The sequence below is a fragment of the Rothia sp. SCPM-O-B-18226 (M350) genome, from assembly GCF_058213595.1.
Map to the genome: position 1 here is coordinate 210,639 of NZ_JBYQJS010000004.1, position 19,176 is coordinate 229,814.

General features: G+C 56.1%; 7 protein-coding genes. 5 read left to right on the forward strand and 2 right to left on the reverse strand.

What is annotated here, in order from left to right; genetic code table 11:
* Positions 1 to 36 precede the first annotated feature (36 nt).
* The 5 genes from AC3E6W_RS07685 to AC3E6W_RS07705 all read left to right on the forward strand — a co-directional run bounded on the left by AC3E6W_RS07685 (position 37) and on the right by AC3E6W_RS07705 (position 12,141).
* Positions 37 to 729 (forward strand): hypothetical protein, encoded by a 693-nt coding sequence (locus AC3E6W_RS07685; protein ID WP_490652770.1) that lies wholly within the window; start codon positions 37 to 39, stop codon positions 727 to 729.
* Between the two features lie 330 nt (positions 730 to 1,059).
* Entirely contained in the window at positions 1,060 to 4,065 is a 3,006-nt protein-coding gene (locus tag AC3E6W_RS07690) for a prolipoprotein diacylglyceryl transferase (RefSeq protein ID WP_490652771.1), read from the forward strand.
* Between the two features lie 149 nt (positions 4,066 to 4,214).
* Positions 4,215 to 5,492 carry a molecular chaperone Hsp90 gene (locus AC3E6W_RS07695; protein WP_490652772.1) on the forward strand — a complete coding sequence of 426 codons (1,278 nt, stop codon included), beginning with the start codon at positions 4,215 to 4,217 and terminating at the stop codon, positions 5,490 to 5,492.
* 118 nt (positions 5,493 to 5,610) lie between these two features.
* Positions 5,611 to 9,999 (forward strand): type VII secretion EssC family protein, encoded by a 4,389-nt coding sequence (locus tag AC3E6W_RS07700; protein ID WP_490652773.1) that lies wholly within the window; start codon positions 5,611 to 5,613, stop codon positions 9,997 to 9,999.
* 117 nt (positions 10,000 to 10,116) lie between these two features.
* The gene (locus tag AC3E6W_RS07705) at positions 10,117 to 12,141 is read left to right on the forward strand and encodes a serine/threonine-protein kinase (protein WP_490652774.1); all 2,025 of its coding nucleotides are present in this window, start codon (positions 10,117 to 10,119) and stop codon (positions 12,139 to 12,141) included.
* A gap of 111 nt (positions 12,142 to 12,252) precedes the next feature.
* Here the strand turns inward: AC3E6W_RS07705 and AC3E6W_RS07710 are convergent, their stop codons facing one another.
* Both AC3E6W_RS07710 and AC3E6W_RS07715 read right to left on the reverse strand, forming a co-directional pair.
* Entirely contained in the window at positions 12,253 to 12,633 is a 381-nt protein-coding gene (locus AC3E6W_RS07710; RefSeq protein ID WP_141754184.1) for a hypothetical protein, read from the reverse strand.
* Positions 12,634 to 12,677: 44 nt separating this feature from the next.
* Positions 12,678 to 18,893 (reverse strand): DUF6531 domain-containing protein, encoded by a 6,216-nt coding sequence (locus AC3E6W_RS07715; RefSeq protein WP_490652775.1) that lies wholly within the window; start codon positions 18,891 to 18,893, stop codon positions 12,678 to 12,680.
* Between the last annotated feature and the right edge of the window lie 283 nt (positions 18,894 to 19,176).

A 19,176-nucleotide genomic window follows, 5' to 3' on the forward strand; every position in this document is an offset into this window, starting at 1 on the left:
GAACACCACCAACACCGCGAAAGAGGAGCACGCATCATGCACACCTTTTTCCTTCTGCTCTGGGGCACCTACACCCTCGCATCAATCATCGGCGCCATCACTATCATTGTTCTGCATGATAGGCACCTGCGCCAGGACATGAAGCTGCGCGACGAAGGCATCTACATTACGCGCGTGCCCCGCCGTGAAGCACTCATAGGCCTTCTCACACCCATATTCCCGGCAGGTTTCTTCGCTCTCTACCTCTACACGCAGGTTGAGCTCGGTATCCTCTTCAACCTGCTGGCGTTCATCATGCTGCTCTTCTTCCCCTACCACTTTCTGCACGTTCACCTGGTGTACACGAAAATCACGCCAGACGATGTGGAGCAGAAGCTCTCTCCATTTGCTGCCGTGACCTCCTACCCGATTAGGGCTATCGATCAGGTTTTCTACTTCCAGGGTGATGCGGAGGAAGAATTGGAATGGACTGGGGTAGGGTCTGACAAGGCCACCTTCTACACCAAGAAAGGCAAGGAAATCGCTAAGCTTGACCCCGTTGGCAAGAACCACCGGCTGCTGGCAATCGTACGGTTTAGGCTCGAGTTCGACCACTGGCCCGATATGCGGGACCCGCAGGATCTGGCGTGGGTTGATACGTGGGATAACCTCGAGTGGACGCAGCCCCTGTTCAGGAAGCTGTACAGAAGACGCAACAAAATCACCGGTCTAGCGGATATCAAGATGTAGCGTCGCACGACAACAGCCCCCATGCATAGAGAAAGTTCCTGGGTTGGGAAATAACCTCGGCCGCAGAGTACTTCTACGTCGAACAGCACTCGGCAAACACACGAGATTAAAACAAAATAAAAAATACTTTTGACTATCACCTCAAGGTTGAATGGAATCCCCTAACGAGGCGCCGACTAGGACGAAATATTATCCGCCCTCTCAGATTAGGCTGATAGAGTGGTACTGGGCCCGGCCCTCCGTCTACCTCTGCAGGCATCGTTTGGTTGCGTTTCAGGTGCGCCGCTATCGGTTGCTTGCATGGCACATAACTTAAACGAAAAGATCATCATGACCAACCACACCACCGCGCGTCAGCGCTTATTCCGCTTTCCTTTGATTTTGGGTGTCACTACGGCACTTATTTTCTCGTCTTGCTCCACGGGCACGAACAATAACAGCACCCCTTCCGATAAGGGTACTGTTACTTCTCAGAGCCCCCATCAGGTTGAGAACGCTACTAATGTTCTGCAGAACGTGAATGTTCAGATGGGCCGTGACGGTGAGGTCTCGTCGATTGAGTCGACCAACATTTACGTTAACGACAAGGACCGCACGAGCTCTACGAGCAATGTTCAGTTCAAACCCAAGGACGTCGTCAATGACCTTCCCGTGCGTGTGAGCCTGCAGTATTCTAGCGAGCGCGGTAGCGGCACTAACCTGAATGATTTGAACGGTTACAGTGGCGAAATCACCATTAAGGTTACGGTCGAAAACCTGACGGTGAAGACTGAGGACGTCACCTATGATGCATCCGGTACCAGCCGTACTAGCCCCGCACCGGTTGGTACTCCGTTCTCCATCGCTGCTTCTACTGTTCTTTCGGGTTCTCCTACCCAGGTTATTACGACCCCTGATGCCACTGATTCGTCGACGAATGGCGTGGTAAGCACCAATGATGAAGGTAAGGCTGTTGTTCAGTGGGGCGCTATTTCGGCGCCTCCGGTAACCGGCAGTTCCTCTTCTTTTGTGTTGAAGGTTAAGGCGAAGGATTTTAGCGCGCCCACCTTCAACATTTCGGTGCAGCCTGGTTTTGCGTCCGATTTGTCTGGCGCGGGAATTATTACTAACGGTTTCACCTCTCAGGATGCCTCTCAGGTGGCGCTTCTGCAGCGCACCATCGATACCGTCAACGAGGTTAATTCAACGTTGAATAGCGCCAGTTCACAGGTTGCTCAGGTGCGTCAGAGCCTGGATGATACGTCTGCAACTTTGGGTAAGGACGCTGCCGAGCACCTGAAGACTCAGAATGAATCATTGACGAAGACCATGCAGGGTCTGCAGGCGAATATTGAGAACCTGCAGAAGGACCTTTCTGAGGCTTCGCGTACCAATAATTCTCAGCTAATTTCCCAGCTGGAACGTACCGTCGCGGCTCTTCACACCATGCTGGGTGATACGACAGCGCGCCCCAATGTGTCTGTTTCGCATAGTAATGGTCGTTGTGTTGTGCATCGTGAGGAGGATGCAAGTAGCCGTAGTGTATACGGTAACTTGGTCCAGCTCTCTGCGGTCCTGAACGCGTATGCGGAGGCAAGCTCAGACTGCCAGCAGGATCTTACGGCTTCGATTCGTGAGATTGTGGGCCCGGAGCACCCGACCGCTGAGACTTGCTCTTCTAGCGGCTCGGTAACCTGTGCCCTATTTGGTGCGTCGGTGACGGTGCAGAGCTCTTTGATTGCACTGGTTGCTACCGGCGAAAAGATTGTGGATCATCTGCAGCCCGAGTATTTGAAGGGTGCGAACACCAACTATTCGGCGTTGAAGCGTCAGATGGATGAGATTGTTCAGCAGATGGAGAAGGACCCGTCCTCTCTTGACGCTGATGCTGTGCGCGCTTTGCGAGAGAAGGTCAGCGCGGCTCGTCAGGGTGTGAACCAGTTGAAGGAAACGTCGAGTCGTCTGATTGAGAGCATCAAGAACGTTCATTCTCGTGCGGCTTCCGCTCGTGCAGATTTGGTGGAAGGTTCTGGTTCCATGAGCGCCCAGAACCAGGAACTGGCGGAGCAACTTTGCGCTCTGTCGACTGAGCGCGGCGGCTCTCTATCTGCTGAGCAGGTGGAGCATCTGCGTGGATACCTGACAGCTTCGTCTTGTAACGGTGAGGCTTCGCCGTCTGCGGCTCCTTCTTCTGAAGCACCTAGCCCCGCACCGTCTGAATCTGCTTCTGCGACCCCTTCCGCAGAGCCGTCAAAGAATGAGTCGCCTTCCACTGCCCCGTCCTCCGAGGCGCCTTCTGCCGAGCCTACCGCCACTGAAGGTAATACGCGTTCCATCACGGTGGAGAACGCGAACAGGCGTATCATCACCCCGAACCCCTCTGCTACACGTACTCCGATGGAGCAGCGTATCGCCACGGCCGTAGCAGCATGGGATGAGGTCCTTGCCGCAACCTCTATGGATGACCCCAAGGAGGGCCTGGCTCGCGACGCCAAGAATCTTAACGATGCTGTGAACGCGGTAGATGGTGCTCTCGGTGAGGTTGAGAAGACCCTGGATGATGCCGTAAACGCACAGAACCAGGACGCCGAGAAGAAGGAACTGTCTGACGAAGCGAAGGTTTCGTTGCGTGACCGTATCCGTTCGGCTTCGGATACCGTCAATGCTCTGGGTAAAAACCTGGAAGATATGACGAACACGCAGGCAGATCTCTCCAGCGCTATTAAGGAAGCGTTCAAGGATTCTGCCAGCGAAACTCGCGACACCCTAACGGGCATGATTAACGAAGAGATCCGTAAGGTTTCGAGTAACGGTTCGTCCGCCGCTTCGACTGCCCAGGAGGCATTCGCCGCATCGATTGCAGGTATTACTGATACCGCGAATACCGTGGTTCAGGTGGCTGGCGATTCTATCGAGGTTCAGCATAAGGATATGAATGAGCGTATTGAGGGTCTGCGTCAGTCCCTGGACTCGGTGACCGAGCGTTCTCTGGTTGCTCTGAGCACCCGCACTGAGAACGCTACCCGAGATTTGGCTGGTGCTTCTGCTCAGCTGAATAACGACCTGTCGAAGCTCATGCTTGATTTGGGCGATAGCAGCGCTGAGGGTGCTGGCCTCTTGGGAGCGCTCAAGAGCAATAGCGCGAAGGCGGGTGCCGCTGACTACCAGCTTGCTTTGGCGATGCAGAATGCTCAGGGTTACACGAACCTCCGCTCCGAGGATATCGCTGCTCTGCAGAAGCGTCAGGCGCAGTTCAAGGCCTCGCTGCAACGTCTGCGTTCTCTGCCTACCTTCCATCTGTCGAATGCCGGCAGTGCAGAGGTGAAGACAGTGTACACCTTCCAGATTGGTGATTAGCCGTGGGGTTTTCCCCTCATCTGGGTTCTGATCCAGGTCCTCACCGCCGCGAGGGCAGGCGGCTCACTCAGCGCACCATGGTGTGGTGTGTCAGTCTGTGTGTGCTGTTTAGCCTTGCGGTGGTGGGGATCTGGTATGGCGTGCGCACTGTGACTCCTCAGCCTTTGCCGCTCGGTACGGGTACGAACCCTGCGTCTGCGGTGACGGTTCAGCAGGCTATTTCTCTTCCGGCCTCTGGCCGTGAGCCTGTTATTGGTGTTGTCGCTACTTTCGGTGATGATGCTGAGGGGTCTGCGTGGCGTCTGAACGCTCAGGGCGCTCGTGTTGCACAGTACCGCCTGGCTCTGGGTAATTCGTCCGTGAAGGTTCTTTATGCGAACGATAAGGGAACGGAGCAGGGCGCCCGTGAGGCGGTAGAAAAGCTCTCTTCTGAGGGCGCTTTGGGTATTGTGCTTGCTTCTCAAGGGGAACATCTTCGGGGTGCTACGGCTGCCGCCAAGGAACGCAATGTTGCGGTGATTGAAACGTATGACCGGGTAGATACTGGCGATGGGGTGTGGAGTTTTGCTCTGGACCCTGAGCAGGAGAAGCAGGCCTATACGGCTGCCATTCGTTCGCTTGCCGGTGTATCTAGCACGGGCTCTTCGCAGCAGCAGGATGGTGTGCACACCATCCTGCTGGATGCGGGTGAGGGTTCTGCGCCTGACCTTCCCTATACGAATCGCGTTCAGGTTTCTGCTGATGAAGACAGCATGAAGGATACGCTTAAAGAGTTGATGCACCTTCTGGGTGATAAGTCTTCGGGCTCGTCTCCGGTTCTGGTTTTAGCGGGCTCTGCCTCAACTCAGGCAAAGGTTCTTCGTTCTCTCCAGAGGGCGGGCATTACTTCTCCCGTGATTGCAGGTGAGGAAGCTTTGACGGAGCCTTTTACGCGGCTTCTTCTGGAGAACGGTGGTTCCCTGACCGACAATATTCGCGTTGTGGGGCGTATGCAGGCACGTGCTGCGGCGTTGAGTGCTGATGATGACGGTCGTGCTTCTTCGGCGTTTGTGTCGACGGTGGAACGGATGAAGAACGATTCTTCGCTCAAGGATTTGTCGGGCGAACAGGCGTTCTCGAACTCGGCAGCGTGGGCGGATGCTCCCTCCCATAACGCTCTCTTAGCCTTTGCATATGCAACGAGCCGGGTTCGTGAATACACTCCCGATGCGGTTCGACGGGTTCTAGGAACTCTCCGGCTGGACGCTAAAGATTCCACGGTCGCGTATCCGTTGGATTTTTCGTCTTCCTACGCCGCTGGCGGTCAGGTGGGGCTTCTATACCCTACGGCTGATGCTTCGATGATTCAGGGTGGGTCTTCCTCAGCGGATGCGGTGAATCCGCCCGTGTGGATGCTTCGCACGTTCACCTCAGAATCTCGCGACTAGCTTTTCCGCACAAAACCTAATCCGTGCAGAGCCGGTCCATCACACCCCGGCTTTCGGGTATTACTTCTAGTCCGTTCACCAGCAGGGCTCACGATTTATCTATTTTGGAGAACACCTTATGCGCTTTTTCCTTGATCTTGAAGAGCATAACGGGAGCTATGAGCTAGACTCCTGGCAGCCTGAGACGACCATCGCTGATCTCGTCCAGGCGACCGGTGGCCCCTCCCTGCCCGTCGACGAGCCGCTGTACTGCGATAACCGCCCGGTGACGGCCTCCTCCACCCTGGCGGAGGTCAAGCCGATGGAAGGTATGCGCATCTCTAGGGCACCGCTCTCCTACCCTTCCCTGGTGCAGGGCTGGAGCGTGTGCTTGAGTGGTGGTTCAACGGTTACCCTGCCGCGCCCTATCCCCTCTTCGCGTCCTCTGGTGGCGGGTCGTTCCCCGTACGCCGACATTGTGCTGCCCACGGCGAGCGCGTCGTGGGAGCACCTGCACTTGCAGGTGGTTCATGATGAGTCGACGAATACTCAGAAGGTACGTATCACTGACCCGGGTTCTACGAACGGCAGTTTTGTGGACGGTCAGAAGATTCCCGAGGAAGGTCTGACTGTTTCTGAGAGCACCACGATCCACGTTGGCGATTGCGTTCTGACCCTGCGGCCTGCTCCTCAAGAGAAGGCAGCACCTCGCCCCGGTAGCGCGCCGAATGTGAGCGCATCGGGCACCGCGCCGTTTAACCGTCCGCCACGTCAGGGTGCGCTGAGCGCTCCGGAAAAAGTAGAGGCACCCACCCGCAAGAACGTCTCTGACCCGCCGAAGTTCAATATTGCAATGGCGATAGGCCCGCTTATTATGGCGGCGGCAATGGTCGCCATTATGCAGGAGATTCGTTACGCCCTTTTCGCGATGCTCAGCCCCGTCCTGAGTATCGGCATGTGGGTGGAGCAGAAACGTCGTCACGCCAAGGACAAGGTGAAGGAGCGTGTGCGTTTTGAGCAGGAAATGGAAAAGTTTAAGGAACGTGTCGCTCTGAGCAACCGTGAGGAGGTTGAGCGTCTTCGTGACCTTGCCCCGGCACCGGATACCGTTCAGCTGCGGGCGCTTCTTCCCGCGATGACGCTGTGGCGTCGCCGGAGTACCAGCCCCGACCTGTTGACTTTCCACGTGGGTACTGGGCATATTCATTGGACTCCTGAGCTGACAAAACCGAGCAACCCTGAGCCTGAGGTTCAGCATCTTCTTGACCACAATACCCTGTGGGATGCTCCGCTGATTGCTGACCTGCGTGAGGGTGGCGCTATCGGCATCGTGGGTCCGCGTGAGCAGTCTCTCGCCCTGGCGCGTAGCCTAGTACTGCAGTCGGCGACCCATACGGGTCCTGCAGATATGACGATTGCGGTCTGCGCTGATTCCGCGCGTTCGCAGGACTGGGTGTGGACGTCGTGGCTTCCGCATATCCGCATGGCGCAGAACCAGCAGATGCGTTGGTTTGCTTCTGGTAAGGAGCAGTCGGACCAGATGCTGCGCTCTCTTTACAATGACATTGAGTCCCTCCCGACCCGCGGCCTGTGCGTGGTCGTTGATTCGGATACCCTCACTGAGGGCCGTGAGTCGCCGGCACGCGACCTTTTGGCGTACGGCGATGAAGTGCGTCTGATGGCGAATAAGACTGCTGCTGCGGGCGCTCGCCGTGTTGCCGGTATTGTGTTGGCTTCTTCCGTTGACCGTCTTCCGGCGTCTTGTACTTCTGTCGTGGAGATCGGTGAGGAAGCTTCTATGACCTATTCGGAGCCTCGCCGCCGTTACACGGTCACTGACGGTGTGCTCGCCGGCGTGAACGCTGAGGATGCTCTTCATGTGGCGCGTACTTTGGCGCATCATGAGGACCCTGAGCGTTTGCTGTTGGGTGGCGGTTTGCCTCAGCTGGTAAAGCTGCCTGAGCTGGTTGGTTTGCCGACCCCTCCGGGTGCTGAGGATATTGAGGCGTTTTGGTCGCAAGCTAATGGTTTCAGCACCGAGATTGGTGTGGGCGATTCTGGCGCGTTCACGCTGGACTTGGTGAAGGACGGTCCTCACGGTCTGGTGGGTGGTACTACCGGTTCGGGTAAGAGTGAGTTTTTGCGTTCGTTGGTGGCGGGTTTGGCTGCGCACCACGATCCGAGCCGTTTGAACTTTATTCTGGTTGACTTTAAGGGTGGTGCGGCGTTTAAGACGTGTGAGCGTCTGCCGCATACGATTGGTACTTTGAGCAACTTGGATGCTCAGTTGGCGCACCGCGCTATTGAGTCGTTGGAGGCGGAGATGGACCGCCGTCAGCGCCTGTTTGCGGCTGCCGGCGAGGGCGTGGACAACATTAAGGATTATTTGGCGACGAACCCTCCGGAGCCGATGCCTCGCCTGCTGCTGGTGATTGACGAGTTCGCGATGCTGGCGAAGGACTTCCCGGATGTCCTGTCGTCGCTGGTGAGTATTGGCGCGGTGGGTCGTACCCTGGGTGTTCACATGATTTTGGCGACTCAGCGTCCTGCTGGCGTGGTGAATGATGACATTCTGGCGAATACGAACTTGCGTGTGGCGTTGCGTGTGCAGAGCCGTGAGGATTCTTCGAACGTGATTGGTGTTCCGGATGCTTCGGAGATTTCGCGTTCGCAGATGGGTCGCGCCTATGTGAAGCTGGGCCAGAATGATATTTCACCGGTGCAGACTGCCCTGGTGACGGGTCAGAGCGGCACTGAGGTGGTGACTTCTCTGGAGGTTCGTGCGACCGATAGTATCGGCACTCCTCGTTCGGAGCGTGCACGTCCGAAGGTGTCGTCGAGTGATGCGAATGACCTAGATCTGCTGATTGATGCTGTTGTGGCGGCTCATGCGGCTCGTGGCGCGGTCGCTCCTCGTAAGGTGTGGCCTGAACCGTTGGGTTCGTATGTTGATTTGGCTGATTTTGGTGTGCGTGGCTTCCCCGACCCGGATCTTCCCACTGTGGGGGGTGTCCGGGACGGTGTCCTGATGTGCACTTTGGGTGATGAGCCGGAGCTGCAGCGTCAGGTGCCTATGGGCTGGAATATTGAGATGAGCAACCTGCTGTTGGTGGGTGTTGCCGGTAGTGGTACGACCACGACGATTCAGTCTGTGGTGCTGGGTTTGGCTCAGCATTATTCGCCGGAGGACATCGATATCGTTCTGGTGGACATGGGCGCTGATGGTTTGTTGCCTCTACACTCCCTGCCGCACGTTGTGTCTGCTGTGGGTACCGGCCAGGGCGCTAGGGAGCGTCAGGCTCGCTTCTTGCGTTTTGTGAAGTCGGAGCTTGATGCTCGCCGTGCTGACGCGTCACGCCGTAAGCCTCTTTTCATTGTTTTGGATGGTTTTGCGACGCTGCGTGATGAGTTCTCTGACGCTGTAAGCATGGATTTGCTGGCGAATTTCTACCGAGTGTATGCGGATGGTCCTGCTGTTGGTATTCACTGCGTGGTGTCGACGAGCCGTGCGAAGAATATTCCCTCGCAGATTCTTGATGCTTCGTTGCAGACGTGGTTCTTCCAGCTGAGCGATATTCACGATTATTCCTCGCATGGTATTCGCGGCACGAATGTTCCGGCTGCGGTTCCCGGCCGTTGTGTTGACCCGAAGCGTCTGCGTCAGATGCAGGTGGCTACTCCCGCTGTTGGCGTGGAGGAGGCTGTCTCTATGGTTCGTGAGCGTTTCCCGCAGGCTCCTGCTAAGCGTGATGTGATTGGTCAGCTGCCGACGTGGGTTTCGTGGGAGAGCATGCCTGCTGCCGAGTTTTCTCCGAGCCTGTGGCGTATCCCTGTGGGTATTGCGGAGGCTACGTTGGAGGCGTGTGCTTTCGAGCTGTATGAGGGTGAGCATGCCATGGTTGCGGGTAATCCGCGTTCGGGTAAGTCTTCTCTGCTGGTTGCGTTTGCTCGTCTGGTTTCTCGGGCGAGGGCTGCGGCGGAGCAGTCGGTATCTGCCGCGTTGGCATCTGGTGACGCTATCGCGGCAGAGAACGCGCGCATGGATGCCGCTGAGGTTCCGGAGGCTTGGGCTGTCTTCGATCAGCGTTCCGGTCTGGTGAATGTGCCGGAGGGCGTTTTTGACCGCGTGTTCGAGAGCAAGAATGCTTCTGCTCAGGTGCAGGCAGCTTTGCAGGATGCCGCGGGCCCGGTGCTGTTGCTGATTGATGACGGTGACCGCGTAGATGACCCGATGAACGTTTTTGATGCGATTGTGAAGGGTGACTTCCCGGACGTTCACATTATTGCTACGGGTAAGCCGACTGATTTGCGTCCTTTGTATAGCCATTGGACGAAGGCTATTCGTAAGTTCCGTACGGGTGCCGTGGTTCAGCCGAATGTTGATATGGATATGGACATGTTCGGCACTATTCCGAGGCGTGCCCCGGTTCAGCTGAGCGTTGGTCGTGGCTATGCGTTCTTGGCTGGATCGCCGGTTCTGGTGCAGCTGATGAGCCCGGAGGATTCTCAGCACCGTGGCGGGCTGTAGGGCTTGTCTGGCGCGTGGTGAGGTATCGTGTAACTTTACCGACCGTTTTGCTGTAGGGGTCACCCCGTCTGGGGAATCTTCCTGCTTGTTGTGAAGTTGATGTTAAGGAGTTAGCCCGTGACTGTACCTGCTGGTTCGCCGCAGTACTCCGGCTCGGAGCGTCGTGATGCTCATCCTGCCCCGCAGGCTGCTGGTCAGCCTGCTGGGGGCTTGGTTGAGGGCACTCCCCTTGGCTCTTCGTATCGTTTGCTTCGCCGGGTGGGTTCTGGTGCGGTCGGTGAGGTGTGGGCTGCTACGATGAGCGGCTCGTGGGCTCTGTACGCGGCGAAGATTCTGCGCCCGGAGCTTGCCGAGAACCCTGTGGTTCTTGAGTCTTTTGTGCGTGAGCGTTCGGTGTTGTTGGCGCTGTCGCATCCTCATATCGTGCCGTTGACGGACATGGTGGTTGAGGGTGGCGTGCTGGCTCTGGTGACGGAGTTTCAGCATGGCGGTTCGCTACGTCAAAAGCTGGATTCTAAGGGGCCGCTGCCGGTCTGTTTGGCGTTGAGTCTGATGGTGCAGGTTCTGAATGCGGTGGAGTTTGCTCACCGTCAGGGCGTGATGCACCTGGATATTAAGCCGGAGAATGTTCTGCTGAGCGGTGTTTTGGGGGAGTCTCTGGATCAGCAGGTTCGTGTGGCTGATTTCGGTATTGCTTCTTTTACCGGCTCTGCGGGTTCGGGGGCTTCTCGTTCGTTTTCTGGCACTCCGGGGTATATGGCTCCGGAGCGTTCTGCACACGGTGTGGCCACTCCAGCGGTTGATATTTATGCGTGCGCAGTGACCCTTCATGAGTTGTTGGTGGCAGCGCGTCCTCTTCCGGTGCGTGGTGGTGCGGTGCAGTTGTCGCCGCAGATTCCGGCTGAGGTGGCTGAGGTGCTTCACGGGATGTTGGCGGAGAACCCGGCTCAGCGTCCTGGGGCGGCTGAGGCTGCCGCTAAGTTGCGTCTTTTGGCTGAGGGTTTCGCTACTGATGTGGTGCTTCCCCGATGGGTTGAGGTGTCTTCGGGTGCTGTGGGCTATACGCCTACGGTGGTTCATGGCGCTGAGCCTGCTGTTTCTGCGGTGCCTGGGCAGAATGTCACGGAGCTGTATGGTGCAGGCATGCCGTCGCTGGGTCAGGCACAGAATGAGACGGTTATCCGGGCTCCTTTTGTGGTGGAGCAACCGGTATATGTGCCTGATGAGGTCGTTGAGGATGAGGAGCCTGCCCGTTCGCCCTTGCGCCGCCCGCTGGTGTGGGGCGCTATCCTGGGTTCTCTAATCCTTGTGGGTGTACTCGTCTTTGTGGGTTTGAACGGCGGTAAGGGTTCACCTAAGACGGCCGAGTCATGGTCTGCGTCGAGCCGTAGTTCGGCGTCTTTGCCGAGTGGTTTGGGTACCCGTATTGAGGGTACGTATAACCCACGGGATAAGAGCGCCCGCCTGACTTTTGAGTTTTCCTCGCAGAAGTCGGCTCTTCGGGGCGATATTTTGCAGGTGCTTCCCGGTGTTGAGGGTGGTTCGTGTGCTTCGGTGACGTGGGATGCCGGTCAGGCGTCTTCTGGCGTGGCGAAGAATCAGTCGAGTGTGACTGCGGTGGACGTTCCGTGTTCATGGAATCTGTCTGGGGTGAGTATCCCAGCTAATGGTGTGGTGCAGGTCCGGGCGAATGTGTCTGCTGAGTTTAAGGATTCGCGTGCTTTTGAGGAATGGCTGAACCGTATTGATTCTGAGACGTTGAAGGCTATTTCTGATCGGGAGGTTCGTTCGACGGCGTACCCGATTCAGCGTTTGCGTTCGATTGAGTTGCGGGTTCCTTCTCGTGTGGTGAATCAGAGTGTTTTGCCGGTGACGGTGGTTCCGGTGTGGCCGAGTGGTGCGGATGAGTTGAATCCGTTGATGGTTTTGCCGCGTACGGGTGAGTTTTCGACGCTGGTTCAGGCGATTTCTCCGGATGCTCAGTTGATTAGTTTTTCGGATGGTTGTTCGGGGCATGTGTTGGTGTCTGAGGATCAGCGGGTGGTGACGGCGCTGTCGGTGACTTCTAAGTGCCGCCTGAACGCGCAGATTGGTAATTTCACGAACCTGTCCAGTAGCGACTTCGCGATTATCACCCGCTAACGGTGGCACTCGGGTGAGCACCATCTGATGCACAGAAAGCCCCTGGGCTGAGAGGTCATCTCTCAGCCCAGGGGCTTCTGTATACGATTATTATAATTAATTTTTAATTCTTTATTCTTTAATTTCTTCGAAGCGGGTTGTATCAAAATCCCGCTCCTTTTTAGGCGATGAATTTGCAACATGGAATAGGTATTTTTTACCAGGCTGAGCTGTTGCAACATATGCGGGTATCTTCCAACCCTCAGGAGCTTCATACATCGTAAGATTGCCACACTCCTCAGTCGTAAAAATACCTATGGGGGAAACATTAGTTGTACCCGCAGTATCCGCTCCCCCCAGCTCCTTTGTATACGCTCCGGTCACAGTGCATACTGCAGTTATCCCATCACTATCATCACGCAAATTTTTGGGAATAATATAAGTTATATATGCAATCAATGCTATCGCCAAAAAAAACGATATTTTACTATAATATTCATGATAATTAGTCAATATTTACAATCTCCTTAAACCAGGGTATAAAAAGTTCCTAATTCTTACTTCTTCCATTTGCGCATTCGTTCCTCGATAATGTCACCTGCCCAGTCCACGGCATCTGAAATCCTATCCTTCGCGTGAGAGGCAGTTTGTCGCGTAATGTCAGCAGCCTGTCGCGTTACATCCATGGCATGATGCGATGCGCTAACTGCTGCATCTCGTGTTACACCAACAGCATGTCGCGATGCACCAGCTATAGCAGCACGGTTCTCCGCGGCATCCTCCGGAGTCATCTTTACCGCAGTCTTAAAAGAAGATTTCAATCCATCTTTTTGAATACCCTTCGCAAGCACCGCATCCATATGCTGCGGCGAATTTTCACGCCCCTGCATACCCATCTCAAGCCTCTCCTGAACAGAATTCTTAGCTGCGCCAGAAAGGGTGTCAATCGTAACATCACGACTGAATTCAAAGGAGCTTTTCTTAGCTGTTTCCCAAAGAGTTGTCGGTGTCGCTGACCGCATCATTTGCGACGAATCCAAAAGATCACTCGGATTATGGCTTGGGGCGCTATATTTCTCATACCCCGCGACACCCCATTTACTCTTCATCTTTCCTCCAGCGACAGCACCCACCGCCGAAGCGGTAGCGCCAGAAGCAAACATACCCATAGCGCCCGTTATACTCTTATCCTTCACTTTGTCGTCAAAGCAATACGACACTACGTTATTAATACCGCCTGACACCGAATCTTTTACTACATCCTCCACAAGCTTATTATTCTTCAAATAAGTTCCAGCTTTCTGGGCCGCTTTGCCAATCTTAGAAATTTTTTCTGTCGCGTCAGCCAGCTTCTTCAGATTACCTAGACCGCCAGTAACAGCACCCGTCACAGCACCGGTAATAGCTCCCTTTACGGCTTCCTTACCAGCCTTAGACCAATCAACCTTCTCGCCAGACATCTTCTGCTCGATTACCGACATACCAGCACCCATCAAAGCACCTGATGCTGCACCAAATGCGGCACCACCAAAAGGCCCCAAACCAGTGCCCAATGCGCCAACTACGGCACCAGTAAGCAACATGGCGCCAGCAGCTACATATTCCCAGTTATTTTGTAACCAGCCACCAGAAGCTACCTTTTGCTCGCGGTACTTATCGAAGTCCTCCACCGACACCGGCGACAGGCCCCACGGATCTACCAAAGAAACCGGGTTACCACCCACCAGCGAGAACGGGTCAGCACCCCAACCAGCACCCACAGGCGCAGCCAAAGGATCAGGCGCCGTAAAGCGAGCCACACGCGAATCCACCACGCGGGCACCCAACACCTCAAAACCAGAAGAACCCAGCACCACACCCGAAGCCGCCGAAACACCAACCAGCGAATCCGGCAACACAGGCACACCACCAGCACCCTGAGCAGACGGCACAGTAGGTGCAGCAACACCCAAAGAAGCCCAACCATACGGATCCAGCAAACCGGCACCAGAACCGGCACCAGGCACCAGCGAACCCACAGAAGGCATCGACGAGCCAGCCACACCCAGCACACGCGGAACGAACGAATTCTCATCCCACACCAGCGGGTGCATCACCGAAGCATCAAAACCAGCATTAGTACGAGCGCCGGTTGAGGGCACACCAAACTCAGGCACACCAGCAGACACACCACCAGCGGCAAGCACACGACCATCAGTAGAAGCACACAACAGCGAGAAGGACACAGCAGAATCCTCAGCAGAACCCCACGACGCCACCGAGTTCACAAACCCAGCCGCACCATAGGTTAGGGACGAGCCGGAACCATCCGAAGAAACCTGCAGAAGACGCGAATCATTACCGTCGTAGGAGAACACGCTCGTCGCAACCGGCACCAAGGTGACACCCTCAAGTTCCACAAACTCCGGGCACTGGCCCAGCCACGCCTGAGCGTCCTCAACAGCAGAGGCAAACTCAGCCGACTGGGGACCGGTCTTCGCTTCATCCTGCACAGCGTAGACGCATACTGCGCGAACGCGGGCACCCTCATCAGTGACCAGCACCTTCACCCAAGCATTCTCGGGCTGGGCGCTATCAAAGTACTCAACACGCACCAGCGCACCAGCAGCATCATAGGCCCAACGCATAGTCTCGGTACCGCGAACAGCAGAAGAGAGCATCTGCGCGTCAGTATAGGTGTACATGACCAGACCAGCAGGCGAATCCACACCGCTAATACGACCCAAATCATCACGAATAATCTCAGTGTGCACAGCCTCAGAAGAATCTGCCACAGCCGAGTCTGCCACAGCAGGCTGCTCAGTCACAGAGCTCATGTGCGCGCCACGGTAGCCGAACTCGCGAACCCAGGTACCCGCCAAGTCAGACACCTGCGCACGCACCAGCGCGTCTACCGCGTTGTACTCGAAGGAAGACTCCACACGAGACTCAGAGGTAACGGCGGTTCCATCCAGGCGGTACGCGGTGATATCAGTCTGCTTGACCATGCGGCCAGCGGCATCATACGCATAAGCGCTCGAACCCAGAGGGTGCACAAACTCAGTGCGCAGACCATCAGCATCGTAAGCGTAGGACAGCTCGTAGCCGCCAGTCTCATCCATGTACTCGGTACGGAAAGACTGCGGAATCTGGGCACCAAACTCACGGCGCTGACGGACCAGACGGCCCAAGCGGTCGTAGGACTCGACGGTCACTACGGGAGCACCAAACGCATCAACGCCCGCGTGGTCATAAGTCGTCATCGTACGGCGCGCAGAATCACGCTCCATACGGTACAGCAAAGAACCATTCACCGAATGGGAACAGGGAACACCGTCACGGTCATAACCAAAGGAATGTACAGCACCATTACCGTCAGTGCTGGTCAGCAGACGACCGGCAGCATCATAGGTAGAGGTAGTGCGCACACCCAGCGGATCCGTTACCGCCAGAACATTACCCATCAGATCATACTCGTAGCGGGTAATACGACCGGCAGGGTCCATTACAGAGGTAACGTGACCCGCCTCGTCATAGCGGTAATGGGTCACGCCACCGGCACCATTAGTCACCGCAACCACCTGAGAAGCGGCATCATAGGTGAACGAACGAGTACCCCACTTGTTATCGCGGATGCTCTTCACACGACCGCACGAATCCCAGGTATAGAACACCGGAGAAGCCACACCGGAACCGGTAATAGACAGCACACGACCGCACGCGTCATAGCGAACACGCGCCTCAGAACCGTCACCGTACACCTGGCGAATCAGTCGCGAATCAGCGTCGTACCCGTAACGAGTCACAGACTGCTCAGCAGTGCCGGCAGCCTCATAGGTTGCAGCCAGTCGACCGCACGCGTCATAGCTGTACTCGGTCACACGACCCGCGGGGGAAATCATGCGCACCATCTGGTTCGAACCGTTGTACTCGTAACGGCTCAGACCGCCCTCAGCGTCCAGAACCTGCACGGGGTTACCCGCACCGTCGTAAACCATCGTGGAGACAGTCGGGTCGTCGGCATCTGCACTAACCTGCGGACTAGAATCATCGGAGAGAACCTCGGTACGCACGGGGCGGCCCAGGTGGTCGCACGAGATACGCACGCGGTCAACACCATCACTCGTGGTGATGGTCTTGCGCGAGGAATCGACGGAGGTACGTACGCTCACGCCGGTCGGGTCAATCAACGCGGTCAGGGTGCTTGCGGCATCATACTCGCGGGTCCACACACCACCGGCGGGGTCAATGGTGCGAACCAGGCGCATCAAACCATCGTAGGCGTAGCTAAACTGCGCACCACCCGGCAGAGTAATACGGTCAATATTGCCGTTCGTGTCAAAGGAACGCTCCATGCGGCGACCCAGCGGGTCGACCACGGCAACAATGTCACCGCTCGGGCCATACTCGTACTCGGTACGAGCACCAGCAGGGTCCACCGAAGCCACCAGGCGACCACCAGCAGCATACTCAAAACGCCAGCGGGAACCATCCGGATCCTGACGGCACACCATGTGACCGGCAGAATCATAGGTGAACTCAGTTTCATAGCCAAGAGCAGAAACGACCTTCACCAGGTGACCCGCAGCAGAGTACTCGCAACGGGTCAGCTGTTGCTCAGCGTTACGAATACCGGTCAGCAGACCACACTCGTCATACTCCAAGGAGACGGTAACGCCCTCAGGGCTCACCACACGCTGCAGCAGGCCATCGGCCCACTCAAAACGGGTCACATGACCGTTGCCGTCGGTTATGGAAGAGGGGTTACGCTCAAAATCGTTCGCGTATTCGTAAGTCACCGTAGTCATCGAGCTTACGGCAGGGCTCTGAGCAGGCTCCTGCCCCGAAACACCCTCAAAAGTGCGGCCCTGGGCTTCAGCCTCCAGGCGGGCACGACGGGCCAGGCGGGCGGCACGGCGTGCGCGCGGGTCCGTCTCAATAGCACTCATTGCCACGGAGACTACGCGGTCATGCTCGTCATACGCGAAGAGGGTTTCTGCACCCTCATCGGTGATTTCGCGAATAATACGGCCGCGCTCATCGCTGTAGCGAGTAGTGCGGGAACCATCGCGGTCCACCACACTCACGCGGTTGCCAAAGTCATCGTAGGCATAGCTAGTACGCCCGCCTTCCGCGTCAACAATGGCGGTCAGGCGTGCGTACTGGTCATTGACCCACAGGTTCGTGTAGGAGGCATCCTCATTCGAAACGTCAGTAATACCGTTCGGCAGGTAACGGTAGCGAACACGACGACCGTATTCGGTATCCTGCTCGGTAATGCGGCCGGCCGGGTCGTAATAGTTCGTCACCTCAACAGCACCGGTACTAGCCACCACGCGATGAATCAGGCCAGCAGCGTCATGTTCATAACGGCGGGTACCAGCATCACCGTGCACAGCACACAGGTGAGTACGACCGTCAAGGGTGACGTACTCATAACGCACAGACTGACCGCGAGAAGAATGAATAGCACCGACAAGACCACCTTCGGTGTACTCCACGTTGATACGTGCACCGCGCTGATGCACGATAGCGCCAACGCGGCCCTCTTCATCGCGCAGGTACGCGACAGCAGTACCTGCTCCAGCGCTCATGCCCAGGTAAACACCGGTGAGGCTAAAAATGTGCTGGGTGCCAGAATTGTCAGAGATACGCAACAGAGACGAGGCATCGTAGCCCGTAGCGTGCAAAATATAACGCAGGGAGGGGTCAGCAATAGAGCCCTCTTCACCCGTCAGCTGGGTGAGGGGCAGCTCTTCAAGCCACCATGCTTCACGCGGAGCACGAGCATAGCCATGGGTACCGTCCTCACGAACGATGCGGTCGAAGGTAACCTCGCGGCCGTCAGGCATCGTCCAGACAGCGTTCTCAGCGCTCAGCTGCACGCGGCTCTCAATATTCGAGGACCAGCCCGCGCCGAATACACCGGATACAGCGTGCTGACCGAACACGGTCACACTGTTGTACATGCGAGTTACAGAGCAGGCAGAAACCACGCCGGAGAATGCCATATCGGTCTCTTCTTCGATGAAGTTACCGGTCGCAACGTTCACGGGATCATTCGCATAACCGCTGGTGGCAGGCTTACCCACAACAGCCGGTGCAGGAACTTCCAAATCAGGTCGTTCGGTACTGACATTCACTGCAGCAAGCGCATTGTCCAATGTCTCATTCGAGACGGTGCTAATCTCACCATTGCCGCCGGCCTGTTTGAAGGTATCGGCTACAATACCCAGCCAGGTCTTATCGTTGGCGTTCGATTGATTCCACGATTCAAACGTGCTGATGAGATTTTCAGCGTCAATGGTTCCCCACTGACACTTAGCCGCAAATTCAGCAGCGAGGCTACGAATATTGCCGGGCTCAGAGCCAAACTCAGTGCCGAGATTTCCCAAGGTGGTAGAGAGGTCCCGAACAGTCGAAGGGCGCGCCGAAGAAACAGCCATACCCGACGAACGAGTTTCAGTATTCTCCCGAGTACCCAGCGACTTAGTATTAATTGTTGTATCTGGAATATACGGCTCTACCTTAGCCGGAGCATTTCCCCAGAAGTCATCCCACGCCTTGTGAAGACCAAACCACTCGTTCTCGTATTCACGAGCCTTCCGGCGGTTCTCCTGCTCCTTGTGAGCGGCTTCCTTCAGCTGATCAACAACACTTGCCAACTGACAGAATATATTGGCGATGTCACGACCATCACTGATTGCAGTATCAATATTAGAGGCGGTGACGTCCGCATAGTGTCCTTCAAAGTCCTCAAGAGCAGTCGTCAAAGAGGACTTGAGCCCAGGCATAGCATTTTCAATGTTTTGCGCTACTTTGCGGCACGCATTAGCAAGCTTATCGGAGACCTCATTATTAAAAACAACGTCCTCTTTGTTAGCGTAAGGGGGGTTCGGGCCGGAAGACATGATAGAACCTCTGAAAAGTATCTAAGTGCGGAAGTGGGGTGATTAAACACGTTAAGACAGGCCCGTGCACATGCCTGGAAGTAACGTGTGTTGAAGCAGAATGACAGAAAACGCCGCCTACCGCACACCGCCCCATAAACTGGGGATCGGGGCGGTAAACGGCGTT

Excerpts from the sequence above, each read along its gene's own strand:
- AC3E6W_RS07685 (WP_490652770.1), top strand. The coding sequence starts at position 37 with ATGCACACCTTTTTCCTTCTGCTCTGGGGCACCTACACCCTCGCATCA.
- AC3E6W_RS07690 (WP_490652771.1), top strand. The coding sequence starts at position 1,060 with ATGACCAACCACACCACCGCGCGTCAGCGCTTATTCCGCTTTCCTTTG.
- AC3E6W_RS07715 (WP_490652775.1), bottom strand. The coding sequence starts at position 18,893 with ATGCCTGGGCTCAAGTCCTCTTTGACGACTGCTCTTGAGGACTTTGAA.
- AC3E6W_RS07700 (WP_490652773.1), top strand. The coding sequence starts at position 5,611 with ATGCGCTTTTTCCTTGATCTTGAAGAGCATAACGGGAGCTATGAGCTA.